The organism is Flavobacterium pokkalii, assembly GCF_014596575.1.
Taxonomy (GTDB): Bacteria; Bacteroidota; Bacteroidia; order Flavobacteriales; family Flavobacteriaceae; genus Flavobacterium; species Flavobacterium pokkalii.
In genome coordinates, this window is record NZ_NASZ01000015.1 from 35,324 (window position 1) to 52,421 (window position 17,098).

The 17,098-nt window shown below is 33.7% G+C and carries 11 protein-coding genes; 4 read left to right on the forward strand and 7 right to left on the reverse strand.

Annotation, left to right across the window (positions count from 1 at the left end; all coding sequences use genetic code 11):
- Positions 1–98: 98 nt before the first annotated feature.
- The 5 genes from B6A10_RS10275 to B6A10_RS10295 all read right to left on the reverse strand — a co-directional run bounded on the left by B6A10_RS10275 (position 99) and on the right by B6A10_RS10295 (position 5,732).
- The gene (locus B6A10_RS10275) at positions 99–1,067 is read right to left on the reverse strand and encodes an RES domain-containing protein (protein ID WP_188220826.1); all 969 of its coding nucleotides are present in this window, start codon (positions 1,065–1,067) and stop codon (positions 99–101) included.
- Between the two features lie 207 nt (positions 1,068–1,274).
- Positions 1,275–3,302, reverse strand: a complete 2,028-nt coding sequence (locus B6A10_RS10280; protein ID WP_188220827.1) for a M3 family metallopeptidase — start codon at positions 3,300–3,302, stop codon at positions 1,275–1,277.
- A gap of 107 nt (positions 3,303–3,409) precedes the next feature.
- The gene (gene purE / locus B6A10_RS10285) at positions 3,410–3,889 is read right to left on the reverse strand and encodes a 5-(carboxyamino)imidazole ribonucleotide mutase (protein WP_188220828.1); all 480 of its coding nucleotides are present in this window, start codon (positions 3,887–3,889) and stop codon (positions 3,410–3,412) included.
- A gap of 84 nt (positions 3,890–3,973) precedes the next feature.
- Positions 3,974–5,128: a 5-(carboxyamino)imidazole ribonucleotide synthase gene (locus B6A10_RS10290; protein WP_188220829.1), complete on the reverse strand. Its 1,155-nt coding sequence runs from the start codon at positions 5,126–5,128 to the stop codon at positions 3,974–3,976.
- A gap of 70 nt (positions 5,129–5,198) precedes the next feature.
- On the reverse strand, positions 5,199–5,732 hold the full coding sequence (locus B6A10_RS10295) for a hypothetical protein (RefSeq protein WP_188220830.1): 534 nt from the start codon (positions 5,730–5,732) through the stop codon (positions 5,199–5,201).
- A gap of 100 nt (positions 5,733–5,832) precedes the next feature.
- On the opposite strand from B6A10_RS10295, the gene hpt reads away from it, so the two are divergent.
- The 4 genes from hpt to obgE all read left to right on the forward strand — a co-directional run bounded on the left by hpt (position 5,833) and on the right by obgE (position 9,358).
- A complete protein-coding gene (gene hpt / locus B6A10_RS10300) occupies positions 5,833–6,363 on the forward strand; it encodes a hypoxanthine phosphoribosyltransferase (protein ID WP_188220831.1) in 531 nt (176 codons plus the stop codon).
- Between the two features lie 23 nt (positions 6,364–6,386).
- Positions 6,387–6,959 (forward strand): adenylate kinase, encoded by a 573-nt coding sequence (locus B6A10_RS10305; protein ID WP_055090656.1) that lies wholly within the window; start codon positions 6,387–6,389, stop codon positions 6,957–6,959.
- Between the two features lie 57 nt (positions 6,960–7,016).
- Positions 7,017–8,291 (forward strand): hemolysin family protein, encoded by a 1,275-nt coding sequence (locus tag B6A10_RS10310; RefSeq protein WP_188220832.1) that lies wholly within the window; start codon positions 7,017–7,019, stop codon positions 8,289–8,291.
- A gap of 65 nt (positions 8,292–8,356) precedes the next feature.
- The gene (gene obgE, locus B6A10_RS10315; RefSeq protein ID WP_026714664.1) at positions 8,357–9,358 is read left to right on the forward strand and encodes a GTPase ObgE; all 1,002 of its coding nucleotides are present in this window, start codon (positions 8,357–8,359) and stop codon (positions 9,356–9,358) included.
- An 80-nt stretch (positions 9,359–9,438) separates the two neighbouring features.
- Here obgE and B6A10_RS10320 read toward each other — a convergent pair whose 3' ends face one another.
- Together B6A10_RS10320 and B6A10_RS10325 are read right to left on the reverse strand one after the other, a co-directional pair.
- Positions 9,439–15,795: an alpha-2-macroglobulin family protein gene (locus B6A10_RS10320; RefSeq protein WP_188220833.1), complete on the reverse strand. Its 6,357-nt coding sequence runs from the start codon at positions 15,793–15,795 to the stop codon at positions 9,439–9,441.
- Between the two features lie 137 nt (positions 15,796–15,932).
- Entirely contained in the window at positions 15,933–16,922 is a 990-nt protein-coding gene (locus tag B6A10_RS10325) for a glycosyltransferase family protein (RefSeq protein ID WP_188220834.1), read from the reverse strand.
- Positions 16,923–17,098 lie beyond the last annotated feature (176 nt).

Here is a 17,098-nt window from a genome sequence, read left to right on the forward strand (position 1 = left end):
TTCTTAATAAAGCATCTGGTTTTGGTTCCAGACCTCTAAAACGTTTGTATAGCGTCATTGGGTGTTTCGTGCATAATCTTCATGCGAAAGGAATCGCGTTAAATTTCAGTCAATTCAAATTTTCCAAAATCTGCAGCTGCAGCTTCTTTAAAATTTTCATCTTTCATGTCATTACTCCATAAGATTGCATTTTTGCTCACTTGGCCATATTGGTGAAAAGTTAGAGAATATTGTTTTGTTGTTAAATTGTAATTTTGGAGAGATACGACATAAATCCTATTAAGTTTCATATTATTCATGACAAAATTTGGATTTATTGCCATATTAACTTCATTTCCTTTGCTCTGTACACTAGGATACATTATGATATCACTACCAAAGTTACCTTTGACATAAAGTCGTCTATGAGCTAATGCTGCAGATAATGAATAGTTATTGTCTGAAATAAATTGTTGGTCTAAGAACTTTAAATATTCAATTGTTCCTAATACTTGTTCATCAGTAATTAGTCCCTCAAATGTTTTGTCTATATTTTGTTTTAAGTCTTTATTGAAACCATGATAAAGACTCTCTTTTGTTAAGCCATTTTTTAAGAACGTTTCGAAATAAAAATTATCTTCATTAGGAATAATACTCCATGAAGAAAGATAAATCTTTTGATTACTAAAGTCAGATGTTCGAAGTACTTCAAGCATTGCAACTAATGGGCTGTTTGATGCATAAAAAACAGGATGTTTTGGGAAATTACATCTACCCATAGTTGTGAATGGGATTGGTGGATTTGAAAATTCAGCAAAAAGTTGGTTGTTTTTTACTTGTTCGACTTCTCTTGCTCTGAAAATTGGAAAGTCAATTTTTTCTTGTGAAATCGAGCGTATTAAATTTGGGAATGGACCAAGTTTTGAGGTAATAATTTTGTGGATTTTTTCAACAAAATAATCAATATCATCTTCTTCAGTAAATTTTGGCCAATTGTAGTTTTTTAACTCATCAATTCCAGCAACTACTTTGTCAACTGAAAATATACTTTTAGCACTTTCTGTAGTGATATTATTGATTTTTTTCATTAATTTATTTTGCGTTCCGAGCAATTACTACTAACCCGTTTATATACGTATAAATTGAACTAGTTATATTCTTTAATGGAATATTAAGCGTACATTTCTGGTCAAATTTATGCATATTATTTTTCCGATACAATATGAAAATGAAAAACCGTCTCGTTGTAAAACGTGACGGTTTTTATCTGTATTCTGAAGAGCGTTTTCTACGTTCTAAATCAACCCAGCTCTTCTTAATAAAGCATCTGGTTTTGGTTCCTGACCTCTAAAACGTTTGTATAAAGTCATCGGGTGTTCGGTACCACCTTTGGACAATACGTTGTCTTTAAATTTGGTTGCAATTTCTTTGTTGAAAATACCATTTTCTTTAAAGTATTCAAAAGCATCAGCATCCAGAACTTCTGCCCATTTATAGCTGTAATAACCAGATGAATAACCTCCTTGAAATATATGAGAGAAGGCTGTACTCATGGCATTTTCGGCCACATCAGGATACAATTGGGTATTTTTGAATTGTTCAGTTTCAAATGCTTTTAAATCGCTTATGGCTGTTGGGTCTTGTCCATGCCAAGCCATGTCTAACAAGCCAAAACTTAGTTGTCTAAGTGTAGCTAAACCTTCTTGGAAACTGGCACTTTCTTTTATTTTTTCTACATATTCCTGCGGAATCACTTCGCCGGTTTGATAATGTGTGGCAAACAAAGCCAATGCTTCCGGTTCGTAGCACCAGTTTTCCATCACTTGAGATGGTAATTCTACAAAATCCCAATACACCGATGTCCCGGATAAACTTGGGTAAATTGTATCAGCCAACATGCCGTGTAAGCCATGTCCAAATTCATGGAATAAGGTCGTTACTTCGTTAAAAGTTAACAAAGATGGTTTGGTTTCAGTAGGCTTGGTAAAGTTGCAAACGTTGGAAATATGCGGTCTTTCGTTTACACCATCTTTCACATATTGTGATTTGAAGGATGTCATCCAAGCTCCGTTGCGTTTTCCTTTTCTTGGGAAGAAATCGGCGTAGAATATGGCAACCAAATTATTGTTTTCGTCACTCACTTCATAAGTCATCACTTCCTCGTGGTATTTGTCAATGTCAAATACTTCGGTAAAAGTCAGGCCGTATAATTTTCCAGCGATGGTAAAAGCTCCATTTAAGACTTTTTCCAATTGAAAATAAGGTTTCAATTTTTCATCATCCAAATTAAACAATTGTTGTTTTAATTTTTCAGAATAATAGGCACCGTCCCATTTTTCCAATTGTTCGATTCCGTCTAATTCTTTTGCGAAAGCGCTTAATTGTTCAAATTCTTTTACTGCAGCCGGTTTTGCTTTCGTCAATAAATCATTTTCAAAAGCCATCACTTTTTCCGGACTTTCGGCCATTCTTTCTTCCAAAACAAAATGAGCATGTGTTTGATATCCTAATAAATTAGCTCTTTGCTGACGTAATTTGACAATTTTCAAAACGATTGCTTCATTGTTGAATTCGTTTTGTTGGAACCCTTTGGCACCAAAAGCAATTGCCATTTTTTTACGCAATTCTCTGTTATCCGCATAAGTCATAAATGGAATATAACTTGGATGATCCAAGGTAAAAATCCAACCTTCTTTTTCTTGGGCTTTCGCCAAAGTGCGCGCGGCCTCGATTGTTCCTTCCGGTAGTCCTGCCAAATCCTTTTCATCCGTTAGATACATTTGGAAAGCATTAGTTTCTGCTAAAACATTTTCGCCAAATTGCAAACTCAACTTCGCTAATTCTTTGTCGATTTCGCGCAACTGATTTTTTTGATCTTCGACTAAGTTTGCTCCGTTACGGGAAAAACTTTTGTATTTTTTATCTAATAAAGTACTTTGCTCCGGAGTTAAGGTTAGGCTTTCTTTTTGCTCATAAACCGATTTGATTCGGGCAAAAAGTTCCGGATTTAAAGTAATATCGTTGCTGAATTCAGACAATAATGGTGAAATTTCCTGAGCGATTTTTTGCATTTCCTCATTCGTTTCGGCCGAATTCAGATTGAAAAAAATACTTGATATTCTATCCAAAGTAGCTCCTGCATAATCCATCGTTTCGATGGTGTTTTCAAATGTTGGCGCTTCAGGATTATTAACAATCGCATCAATTTCGGCTTTTGCCAAAGCAATTCCTTCCTGGAAAGCTGGGAAATAATCTTCGATATTGATTTGCGAAAAAGGCGCTGTATTGTGTTTGGTATTAAAGTGCTGTGTTAAAATACTCATGTTGATATGTTTTGTTACGCAAAGATTCGCAAAGGAAATCAACGAAGAGACGCTAAATTTTTTTGAGTCTCTGTGTCTTCTTTGCGAATCTCTGTGAAATTAATTTGTTATTTTAAACTTTCAGAAGCTTTAATAACGGCTTCTTTCAGACCTAATTTGTAAGCAACAATTTTGTTTAATACGTCAGCATTTGAACTTCCGATGATTTGTGCGGCTAAGATTCCGGCATTTTTTGCTCCGTTTAAAGCTACAGTGGCTACAGGAACACCGCCCGGCATTTGTAAAATAGATAAAACCGAATCCCAACCATCGATAGAATTGCTTGATTTTACAGGAACTCCAATTACAGGAAGTGGCGACATCGAAGCAACCATTCCAGGTAAATGCGCTGCTCCACCGGCTCCGGCAATAATTACTGCAATTCCTCTTTTGTGAGCGTTATTGCTAAAATCGAAAAGTTTTTCAGGTGTACGGTGAGCCGAAACAATATCTACTTCCGTTTCGATTCCAAATTCTTTTAATATGTTGATGGCTTCCTGCATGACTGGCATATCAGAGATGCTTCCCATAATTACGGCTACTTTCATTTTTTATTATTTAAAGATTAAATGATTGAAAGGTTTAAAAATTTGAATTGCATCTTTAAATGTTTCAATCTTTAAATTTTTTAATTATTCACTAATTACTCTAATTGTATTTTTTACATCCTCAGCAATTTTTCTTGCTTCGGCCATATTTTCGTTGGCAATCGTTACATGTCCCATTTTTCTAAAAGGACGCGTTTGTTTTTTACCATAAATGTGTGGTGTAACTCCGTTCCAGCCTAATATTTTTTCGATATTTTGATAAACCACATTTCCGGAGTGACCTTCTGCACCCACTAAATTCACCATGATTCCCGCTACTTTACTATCCGTATCTCCTAAAGGTAAATCCAGAATAGCGCGTAAGTGGTTCTCAAATTGTGAAGTATAACTGGCTTCGATTGAATAATGTCCGGAATTGTGCGGACGAGGCGCAACTTCGTTTACAATCACTTCATCATCTTGAGTTTGGAACATTTCCACAGCTAAAAGACCAACGTGGTTGAAGTTTTGAGAAACTTTTAAGGCAATAGCTCTGGCTTTTTCGGCAACAGCATCGTTAATACGGGCAGGACAAATTACGTATTCCACCTGATTGGCTTCCGGATGAAATTCCATTTCAACCACCGGATAGGTTTTGATTTCGCCCGAAGGATTGCGACAAACAATCACGGCCAATTCGTTTTTGAACGGAATCATTTCTTCGGCAATACATTCTACATTTGGAAGGCTTTCTAAATCGGAAGCCTGACGAATGATTTTTACGCCATTTCCATCGTAACCAAATTCAGTGCATTTCCATACAAACGGCAATTTTAACTTGGAATCTAAAAAGGCAACAACAAGACTTTTTAAATCATTAAAACGGTGGTAAGGAGCTGTAGGGATTGCATGTTGGGTGTAGAAATCTTTCTGTCTTCCTTTGTTTTGAATACTTCTCAGCGTTTTTGGTGAAGGATATACTTTTAAACCTTCGCTTTCTAATTTTTCTAAGGCTTCCAGATTTACCAATTCGATTTCGAAAGTCAGTACATCGACTTTTTTTCCAAAGTTGTAAACCGTGTCAAAATCCATCAAATCACCTTGAAAGAAATGGTTACAGGCAATTTTGCATGGGGCTTCATCGCTTGGATCAAGAACGTAAGTTTGTATATCAAATTTTCTAGTGTCGAATAGGAGCATTTTTCCCAGTTGTCCGCCTCCCAGAATTCCTAATTTAAAATCAGAAGAAAAATAATTCATTGTCTCGAAAGTTTATTGGCGCAAAGATACTTTTTAATGATGGATTTGGAAAATGCTATTTTATTTTCTTCTAAATGTGCTTTGAAACCGATTTGTAAGCTGCGGTGTGTGAGCTGAAATCTTTTACTAATATGATTTCTAATTCGGGATGAATCCAATCGAATTCTTTTCCTAAAAGTTGTAAACTACGCATAGCATAGACTTTTGAAGCTACTTTGGTGTTGGTAATCAGCCAGTCAAAATTAATTTCAATGAGTTCCTGAAGTTGGTGTTGAGTGAAATTAATTTCTTTTTTTGAAGTTTTATAATGTGCTTCAATGAGTAAGAAAATAACTTTTGAAAGAGGTCTGATAGCACTTTCGTTTGTTAATATTTTGCTTTTGGAACAAATTAAAGCGAGTTGTCTTTCTAAATAATCCAGCTTTTTTAAAGCTATTAATTCCATTGCCCAGCAAGCTTTGTAATGGTCGGGGTTTTGATTTTCGAAACAAATTTTCATAAAATCATCCAAAAGTTCAGGATGTGTTAGTAAATAATCGGCAGTGACCTGACGACTTTTTTTGTATCCTGTGGTTTGGCTAATAATAGTGTCTAATTCGTTCATGGATTTTTAAGAAAGAGCCTTAAAAGTACAAATTAGAAATCAATTGTTAAACTCAAAATTCAATTCAGTATCTTTGCGCATTATTTTAAAATAAAAAATAATGGTTCAACTTCACGATAAACAATTTGTTCCGTTTATTTCTGCCGAAGAAATTGACTTTGCCATCCAAAAAATGGTTGCCCAAATTGAAGATGATTTTGCCGATGAAATTCCTGTTTTTATTGGAGTTTTGAACGGTTCTTTCATGGTGGTTTCTGATTTTGTAAAAAAATATTCAAAACCATGTGAGGTGAGTTTCCTGAAAATGGCTTCTTATAACGGACTGACTTCTACCAATGAAGTTAAAGAATTGATAGGATTGAATCAGGATTTAACAGGACGCTCGGTAGTGGTCATTGAAGATATTATCGATACGGGACATACCATTGTGGAGCTAAAAACGTTAATTAAGAAGCAAAATCCAAAACATTTTAAAATAGCGACTCTTTTTTTCAAGCCTGATGCGTATAAAAAAGATGTAAAAATTGATTATATCGGGATTCAGATTCCGAATAAATTTATAGTTGGTTTTGGTTTAGATTATGATGGTTTAGGCCGAAATTTACCGGAAGTGTATCAATTAAAAGATTAAAAATAAAAATTAAAAGATTAAAAATGACTAACATTGTTTTATTTGGGAAACCAGGAGCTGGAAAAGGAACTCAGGCTGAGTTTTTAAAAGAAAAATACAACTTGACACATCTTTCTACAGGTGATATTTTTAGATTTAATATCAAAAATGAAACGGAATTAGGAAAATTGGCTCAAACGTATATCAACAACGGAGAGTTAGTTCCTGATGAAGTAACCATTAAAATGTTGCAAAGTGAAGTGGAAGCTAATCCGGATTCGGCAGGTTTTTTATTTGATGGTTTTCCAAGAACAATTGCTCAGGCTCAGGCTTTGGATGCTTTTTTAGCAACTAAAAACGAAGTGATTACTGCAACCGTAGCTTTAGAAGCTGATGATGAAATTCTTGTTGCAAGATTACTAGAAAGAGGAAAAACTTCAGGAAGAGCCGATGATCAGGACGAAGAGAAAATTCGTAACCGTTATCAGGAATATAACGAAAAAACAGCACCTTTGATTGATTTTTACAAAGGACAAAATAAATTTTATGCTGTAAACGGAATTGGTTCTATTGCCGAAATCACGGAGCGTTTAAGCAGTGTAATTGATAATTTGTAAAAGTTTAAGTTTATGGTTTGTAGTTTTTACAGACCATAAACAACAAACAAAATAAGCATGGAGCTAATTATTATTCTTTTTTTAATCTTACTCAACGGACTTTTTTCGATGTCGGAAATCGCGTTGATTTCGGCAAGGAAATCCCGATTAGAAAGTTCGGCTAAAAAAGGAAACAGCAGTGCGCAAATAGCATTGGATTTGGCCAATTCGCCAAATAAATTCCTGTCAACTGTTCAGATAGGAATTACATTAATAGGTATTCTGACCGGTATTTTTAGTGGGGATAAGATTACTGCCGATGTAGAAACTTATATTTTAAGTTTCGAATTTTTAAAATCCTATGCGCATTCAGTAGCCGTGGGTATTGTGGTGGTGATTTTGACATTTTTCTCTTTAGTATTAGGCGAATTATTACCTAAAAGAATTGGATTAAATTATCCGGAAGCGATTGCGAAAGCTGTGGCGATGCCCATGAAAATGGTGTCGATTGTTACAGCTCCGTTTATTTGGTTATTAACACATTCTACAGAGTTTTTACTGGATATTCTTCAGATAAAACCAACGGCAGACGGTAAAGTAACCGAAGAAGAAATTAAGGCCATAATCAAAGAAGGAACTGAAGTAGGTGAAGTTCAGGAAATAGAACAGGATATTGTGGAGCGTGTTTTCCATATTGGGGACCGCAAAGTAAATTCGTTGATGACACACCGAAAATCGGTGGTGATGTTGCCCTTGGAAGCCGATAAAAATCAGGTTAAAGAATCTATGCTTCGCGAATTACATTCGGTTTATCCGGTTTATAAGGATGATTTGGATGAAATTGTAGGAGTGGTTAGCCTGAAAAATATTTTTGCAAAAATTGATCAGGAAAATTTCAATTTGCAGGAAATTATGACCGAGGCTCCTTATCTGATGGAACATACCACGGCTTACAACGCCTTGGAAAATTTTAAAAAGACAGGAGTTCATTATGCTATTGTGGCAGATGAATATGGTATTTTTCAGGGAATGATTACTTTGAATGATATTTTAGAAGCTTTGGTTGGAAATGCATCTGATTTTTATAAAGAAGATTTTCAGTTGATTGAAAGAGAAGATGGAAGTTGGCTGATTGACGGACATTATTCCTTACATGACTTTTTAACTTATTTTGAATTAGACGAATTGTTAAGTGATTATGAGGTGACTACTGTTAGTGGTTTAATCATGACTGAATTATCACATATTCCAAAACAGGGAGAAAAATTGGTTTGGCACAAATTTGAGTTGGAAGTTATCGATATGGATGGTGTAAAGATTGATAAAGTGCTGGTAAAAGCAATAAAAAAATAGTAATCAATGGTCGTGTCCAGTAAACAAGCTGACTACTGACCACTGTAAACTGAATACTAAAAGAAATGACAGAGGGAAATTTTGTAGATTACGTAAAAATATATGTTTCGTCCGGAAAAGGAGGAAAGGGTTCTACGCATTTACATAGAGAGAAATTTATTGAAAAAGGAGGGCCTGACGGTGGAGACGGAGGACGAGGAGGACACGTGGTTTTAGTGGGAAATAAAGGACTTTGGACTTTGTTTCATTTAAAATTTGCCCGTCACATCAAAGCCGGACACGGTGGTGATGGAGGTAGCGATCGTAGTACCGGAGCAGACGGAGAGGATAAATATATTGAAGTGCCGCTGGGAACTGTGGTGAGGGATAAAGATTCCGGAGAAGTATTATTTGAAATTACTGAGGACGGCGAGCGTAAAATTTTAGCCAAAGGAGGAAAAGGTGGATTAGGAAACTGGCATTTCAGAAGTTCTACGAACCAAACGCCACGTTATGCGCAACCGGGATTGCCGGGAATGGAAATGGACGTGATTTTAGAGTTGAAAGTTTTGGCTGATGTAGGATTGGTTGGATTTCCGAATGCAGGAAAATCGACTTTGCTTTCCGTTTTGACTTCTGCTAAACCTAAGATTGCCGATTATCCGTTTACAACCTTAAAACCAAATCTTGGAATTGTTTCTTACCGCGATTTTCAATCTTTTGTAATTGCCGATATTCCGGGAATTATTGAAGGAGCTGCCGAAGGAAAAGGGTTAGGACATTATTTCTTGAGACATATTGAGCGTAATTCGACTTTGTTGTTTATGGTTCCGGTAGATACGCCGGATATCAGGGCTGAATATGATATTTTGGTTAACGAATTGACCAAGTATAATCCGGAAATGCTCGACAAAGAACGTCTTTTGATTATTACCAAATGTGATATGCTCGATGACGAATTGAAAGCAGAATTGAAAGTAGAATTAGACGAAGCTTTTAAAGATATACCATATATGTTTATTTCTTCTGTTGCTCAACAAGGATTAACGGAATTGAAAGATAAACTTTGGAAAATGCTGAACGAGTAAAGCTTACTTTACAATAAATACAAAACCACTAAGGAATAGATTTTCTTAGTGGTTTTTTTTATCAGAAAGGTGCTTCGGTTTTATTTTACCTTAACTCTTATTCCTTCAGTATGACTGGAAAATTCCGGAGCATACATGCTTTGGATAGTTGTAATTCCGTTTGAGAAATGTCCACTGTTGTTTACTCGAACATCATATTCCAGAACATAAGTTCCTTTATTTATTTTATCGAAAAAGAAATGAGTTGCGGCATCTTTAGTGCTTTTGTAAAAGCCTAAACCGTCTTTGTAATCATAAGCTGATATTACATCTTCGGGTTCAAAACAGGAAGCTCTTAAGTCTTTTAGATGTACAAATTCCATGTTTTCTTTGGCTGTTATCAAAATTCTTACGGTGACTAAATCGCCAATTTGTAATTGATTTTCTGAGTCAATTTTTGTCAAAACAGCATCATTTGCGTTAATTTTTTTAAGATACAATTCTTTTGATACAGCAAGGACCTTAGTTGTATCTGTTTTTATTTTATCCAAATCTTCAAAGTATTGCCAATATACACCACCAAAACCAGGAACTTTTGACTTGTTTTGAATAGTAATTGTAGCCATGTTTTTTTGTATTTCATTTGCTTGCCAGTTGAGTTTTAGATAACCAGCTCCAGCTTCTTTTTCATTTTCAGATAATTTTTTCGTTAAAATATTTTCATTACCAATTTTGAAAACGGTGTTGTCTTTGACACTTAGCCAGTCTGTTCCCTGTAGTAGCAATGCATAAACCGCTTCGGTCGTTGACTTGGTGGTTGGCCAGTTTTTAGATTGTTTGTTTTTTAACAACCAAACTTTCATGGCATCTACGGATTTGTTGTCGTTTGAAATTTCTGAGAAAGCTTCAATGAGCAAAGCTTGGGTTTCAATAGGTGCTTGGTACCAATACCAACCTGCTTTGTTTTCGATCCAATACATTCCCCAATCTTCATTGTTAGATGCTGTTTCTTTTAGACTCGTTAAAATAGTTTTAGCAGCTTCTTTTTCACCAAAACGATTTAACGTCAAAGCCGCTAGTCCTTTTTCGTAAAGAGAATAATGCAACCAATCTTTTTTGGCAGTTTCTAGATAGATCTTGCTTACTTTTTTTAGAGTATCCGTAAGTGGATATTTGTCCAAATAAAAGCTACGAGTGTATAAATAATGCAAATCAGAATAGGGATTGATCCAAATAAATTTTTCGGTTGGGCTCAGGTTTTTGATTCTGTTAGCATGATTTTTTAAAAATTTATTGTCTAAATAAGGAATTCCTTTTTTCGAAATTTCAGCTACTTTATCATTAGTTTCGTCGCTCTGAAATAGTTTCGCTAAATGCCCTAAACCAGCTAGTATATGACGAGTAATATACTCGTTTGTATAATTGCCTTCAAACCATGCAAATCCTCCTGAAACATCTTGTTTTTGTTTTAGAAGCGTGAAAGTAGCCTCTTGTGCATTTTTCATTTTCTCTAAATCAAATAATAAAGCTAGATTTTTCTTTTTCTCCTCCTCACTTTGCGCATCTTTTAGCCAAGGTGTTTCAGCCAGAATAATCGATTTTAAGGTTTCGTTTTCTTCTAATTTGGAATTTAATTTTCCGTTTTTTCTCCATGTTTCGAATAAAGCAGCAATTTTAGGATTACTTGAAATAATTTTAGAAGCTAGTTCATTTGAATAAAAACGGGCAAAAGTTTGTTCGGCGCATTCGTGTTCGTATTCCATTAAATACGGTAACGATTGAATGGCTAACCAAGTTGGATTAGACGTATATTCTAAAGTAAATTGATGGTTTTTGAGCGTAGTTGACGTATTGTTTTTTAGATTTTCGAAAGTATAAATTTTGGTCGAATTTTCCCGAACCCAAATCGCTCTGCTTTCTGTAACGAGTATGTTATTGGTTAATACAGGAAGAATGCTTTCTTCACCATCCGAATAATTTCCTGCTTTGGCAACTATTTTGTATTGTACGCCTTGTAAATCTTCGGGAATGTAAACTTTCCAAGTTGCAGTAGTATTTCCAAAAGCGGAAATACTAAAGTTTTTGATGTTTTTACTATTTAGCATTTTGCTATCAATCGGCTGCATGGTTGTTGCATCATAAAACTGTAACATGGCAATTCCTGTTTTACTTTCATTGGTCATATTGGCAATTTTAGCGCTAATTGTAATGCTGTCTTTTTCTCTAAAGAATCTTGGGAAATTAGGTACAACCATTAACTCTTTTTGGGTAATCACATTTTTTTCTAAATAACCTGAAACAGCATTTTTATTGTGTGCCAATAATCTCAACTTCCAAGAAGTTAAAGCTTCAGGAGAAGTAAAATTGAAACTGATTTTTCCTTTGGAATTTGTTTTTAGATTAGGGAAAAAGAAAGCAGTTTCAGAAAGATTAGTTCTCGCTTTAATTGTTGATAATTTCTTTCCTGCTAAACTGTCATTAGCGATCATTCCAGAAACTCTGCCTTGTAAAGCAATTGATATTCCGGCTGTATTGTAAACTTGGTCGTCTACTTCTTCAATAACATTGTTTGGATCGCCTTTTATAGTTTGAGCTCCTATTTTTTTATCTTTAATTGACGTAATAGCTCCTGTAAGGTTACTCTTTTTCTGTGTGCCATAACCTACAACAACTACTTCCTGTAATGCATTTTGATCTTCTTCCAGTTCAATGTCTATTTGTTTAGAAGTTATTTTTAGTTCTTTGTCAAGGAAACCAACATAGCTGAAAACAAGTATTTCACCTGCTGCTGCTTCTAATTGATAGTAACCTTCAAAGTCTGAAGTCGTTACTCGATTAGTTCCCTTTATATAAACACTAACTCCGGCCAATGGTTCGTTTTTACTGGAGATAATTCCAGAAATTAGTTTGGCGTTTTGTGGCCTACTGCTGTTTTTATGGAGGTGTTTTTGGTATTCATTTTGAGAGAAATAAGTTTGAGAATTGTTGAAATTAAATCCAAACCACATTAATTTAATTTTCTCATTTTCTGTTTTGAAATAGCCTAAATAGCTGTTTAAGTTTTTAATATTTGTAAAGGTTTTTTGGAAACCAAAAGGGCTTTTAAAATTTGTTGGATAATAATTATTGTAGTCATTGAAATCTAAATTATCCCAATTTTTATTAGCAAATTGATCTAAAGATTTGTCATACATCGAAGCTAAAATTTCAGATTCCAGTTTTGTGTTGGTAGCATTGAGTTTAAAGGACCAATTTTCCAGTTTTCCAGGTTCAATTTTACTTCTGAAACTTTCAATTTCAAATTCCAGTTTAGGTTCTTCTTTTTTTAGAGTAACATTTAGACTTTGATTAAAAACAGTATTCTCATAAATGCTTGTGCAATTTATAGTTACTGTATTTTCAAATTCATCTTTGAGTGGGATGTTTAGTGTTATTTCGTTGTCTTTTAAGAAGTGGTTTTCGTCTAAGAAATTCCAGTATTTATAATTAGCAATTGTATTAATATAGAGTTCAGGAATGATACTTTGAATTTTAATTTTTACAAAACCATCTTTTTTTGGATTTGAATTTAATTGTTCCAGGGTGATAAGTTGGTTAGGGTTTATTTTGTCCTTACTCTGTATCAAATCAAAATGGGAACTGTTTTCAACGAGATTATCGAATGCATCTTTAGCCGAGAATACAAGCTTGTAGTTTCCGGATGGATAATCCGTCATAAAGTCCAGTGGTATTTCTTTGTCTTTTATAGTGTTTACTTTCAAAGAATGAACTAAAACTCTGGTTTCTTTTTCAGAAATTGGTTTTTCATTTTTTTCAAAAGGAAAGAGTTGTTCAAATTCAGAATCTGAGATTATTTCTATTTCTGGTTTTTGCCAAACTCTTGGTTTGAATTTATTTTCAGCATTTCGAATACGGTAAATTTTAATTTCTCCATTTGTCGGAACCGAGATGTCGTTGAGATTATTACTTTCCAGTTTTATACTGGTTTTGTTTTTGGTTTCAATGGTTTTAGGAAAATCTGCTTTTAGTTTTAGAGCATGATAGCCCACATTAGTAATTAAGTCTTCCTTAGTTTGTGTTTCGCCATTGATATCAGTTATGGTGACTCTGATGCGATAGCTAAAAATGGGTAATTTTTCTTTTATAGCTAATGTGTCGGGTTTTGCAATAAAATCAATACTAAAATTTCCTCGGTTATCAGTTTTGGTTTCAGATTTAACTATTCTTTCCTGTTTTCCTCCGAACCATTGATAAGAGTTATAATGGTCAGTATTGTAGGTTTCCTGTGTAATTTCGTAAGTAACTTTTGCATCAGTGACATTTGCTCCGGAAAAAGAATTTGCATTACCGGTAACGGTTAACTTTTGGTTGACTTTATAAGTCTCTGTTAAAGGATTTATAGTAATTTCAAACTTAGGTCTTTTGTATTCTTCTACGCGAAAAGAAAGATATGAATTTTCAAAAGTTACATTATCCCAAAACGGATGTTCCTCTTTTGTTTTATCATAAATGCTGTCTTTTTCATAATCATCAGGTTCTTCTGCCTGAATAGTGAAATTTCCGGTTAATCCTGTTTGGGGTAACTTAAATTCTCCCGAAAAGGAACCAAACTCATTTGTAATTACATCAAATTCTTTGATTGTATTGTTATTAACATCTTCAAAATTAATTTTAAAAGAAGTATTCGCAACAACTGTAGTCACATTAGCTTTTTGCTGTAAAGCGATGCCTTTGTAATAAACTGTTTGACCAGGGCGATAAATGGCTCGGTCCAGATAGAATTGAACTTTTGCTTTTACTGTTTTATTTTTTTCGAATTCATTTAAGATATTAATATAATTGGTGTAGAGTGGAAGAGTATCATTATCCTTAGTTAAAACAATATTTCTTTGAAAATTTTCGTCTTTTCCTCTTGTGTTAAAAAGAGTTCCTGTTTTATCGGTTTTACCCACGAAATCTTCCGAATCTATTTGTACATTTTCAATAGGTGTTCCGGTTTTTCGGTCTAAAACATGATAGTAGTCTCTATCTTTTTTTGTTTCGGACAGCAGACTGAAATTGGTAGCTATAATTGTTTCAAATCCATATGCTTTATCATCTTTTTTGGTACTAGTACTTTCAAAAATAGCAAGATACATTCCTGTTTTTAGTTGAGGTAAAAGTAGTTCTGTTGTATGGTCAAAATAGTCTTTTGGATTTTTTAAACTATAATTTTCGGTTTGTACTGGAATGTGATGTAATATAAATTCATTTAGAATACTGTCTTTTTTAGTGTAATTGAAATTCAAAAATTGCATCTCACTTTGCTTTATTTTATAAAAGCTAATCTTTACACTGTCTATATTTTTAAAACTTATAAAAGCACGGTGATTTTGGTTAGGATAAATGTATTTTTCCAGTTGGATGCTGAGGTTTTTTTCTAATAATTTATGTCTGCTTAGATGAGCTTGTTTGTAAGTATTCGAATGATTTTGAATCGCTATAATACTGTCAAATAAAGCTATGGATTTTATCTTATAATCAGGATGTGTTTCTTTGGAAGCCAAATTGTTAAAGATTGTAGCTTTCTCGAATTGAATTTTTTGTAGGCTGATGGCCGTTTTTGATTGCTTTTGCAGCTTAGTTAACGCTTTTAGATAAGCTTCATTGTCATTTACAAGATGGTTTTTGCAAAAAATAATTCGATTCAACTGATTTTCTACAGATGGATTGTTTTGTTCTCTCTCCTGAAATAATTGCAAGGTTTTTTGAAGATTTTTTTCTTTGACAAAGTCGAAGTTGATTTCTTTAAAAGAGACAGAATTGCCAAATAAATTTTCTTTTAAGAAATTGAAGTCACTTTTTTTAAAATTCCAATGCTGTATTTTTGAATTGTAATAATTGATGTTTTCGTCCAGTAAATATTCATACAAATTTTCGCTTTTGAATATTTCCTGATTGTAATAATCAAATATAGCTTCGTACTGCGCAAGAGAAGTATTTTTTATACTTGCTTTGTCAATTAAACTATTGTTGTAATACTTTGCTATTTGGTTTTCAAATTCAGCATTAGACCACAAAAGGTAATTGTTGTCAGGATTGCTGGTAGTGGTTATATTTTCTCTTTTATACCTATTTTGATTAAGGTAATCATTCAGGCATTTAGCGTAAACTAAATTCAAAATCGCTTTTGAAGGAGCAGAAACTCTACTAATATCCGTTTTTAAATGGTTTAAGATTTTGGATTGAGCATTTTCGTCTAATGTTTGTAAGTATTTAGATTGATAAAAAAAGCATTTTATCAATTGTTCTTCATCGTTTTTTGAAATTGACCTTTCATAAATTCTATCTACAATTTCCTTAGCCGATTTTATTTTTCCATCTTTTTCTAAGGTGATTACTTTATTCCAAGATTTTTGATTTTTTTGAGCAAAAACAGATGTTGAAATAAGTACGATGAGTAACAGGATTTTTTTCATAATAACTTTTTATACTATAGAGCACATTTTTCCCCAAGCAGTTGGTAATAATGCGAAAAATAGCATTAAAAATAATTATTTTTTTGAAAAAGCCTTCTTTTTTGTAGGTTTATTTTTAAAATAAGTTTTTTGCAATTTTAATTACGATAGGTGTCAAATAAATATTCCAATGTTTCTTGAATATTATTGGCAGCCATTTCAGGATAAATAATATTTTGGTTTAGCCAGTTTTTAATGATTTCGTCGAAATTTTTTCCAACTTCATAAACAACAGGAACTCCCATTTTTTTCAAAGCGGCAGCATTACATTCCTGTTCGTAATGATCTTTTATAGGAATTGAAAGTACTTTTTTGCCCAGATGTAAAGCTTCAGCCGGTGTTTCAAATCCACCTCCGGTAATAATTCCTTCACATGAAATAAGGCTTTCATTAAATTTTTTTTGATTTACCGGAAAATAGGTGATGTTGCCTATGGTGTGTTTGAATTCAATTCCCTGTAAAAACCAATGGAAGTGAATATCAGAAACTTTGTTAAAAGCTTTTTCCAGACAATCTTTGTCAAAAGAAGGTAAATAGACGGAGATGTGTTTTAAATTAGTAGGTTGGGCCTGAACGATTTCATCTTTGATGATAGGAGGAAGTATAAAGGAATCATATTTTTCAAAATGCAAACCAATATTTTTGGGAGCCGAAGCGTAATGTTTTAAAATCATTTCGCCCATAATGCTCTTTTTTTCCGGTCTGGGAGTTTTCGGGGAAATAAAACTCGCCTGATGTCCCAGTTGCACCGAATGAACCTTTTGTATCTTACAGGCCAGAGACGTAATGGAATCAAAATCATTGATAATAACATCATATTTTTTTAACGGAAGTGCATCGGCATCTTTATATATTTGGCGTGGTCGAATGTTTTTGGCTATTTCCCAATAATTCAATCCGCCACATCTGCTGTAATGCAGGCTACAACCTTTGCTTTTGTATTGAATAGGTAATTTGAGGTCTAAACTGGCGTTACTGCCACTTAAGAAAAAATCGACTTCGCCAAATTTTTGAAGATAAGGATACAATTGGGTGGCTCTGCTAATGTGGCCGTTTCCTGTTGCCTGAATGGCATAGAATATTTTCATAGATGTAGCTTAAAATGCAAGAATTAACATTTTGTACTTTTTGCGAAAGCTAAAATTCAGCTTCCCATTTTTATAATACAAAACTAAAAAGCCGGTGTTATGGTAAAGTTGATTTAAGATTGCTAATTCGTTATTTTTTTAAGTTTTTTATAAGAGATAAAATTTTGTAGAATGCT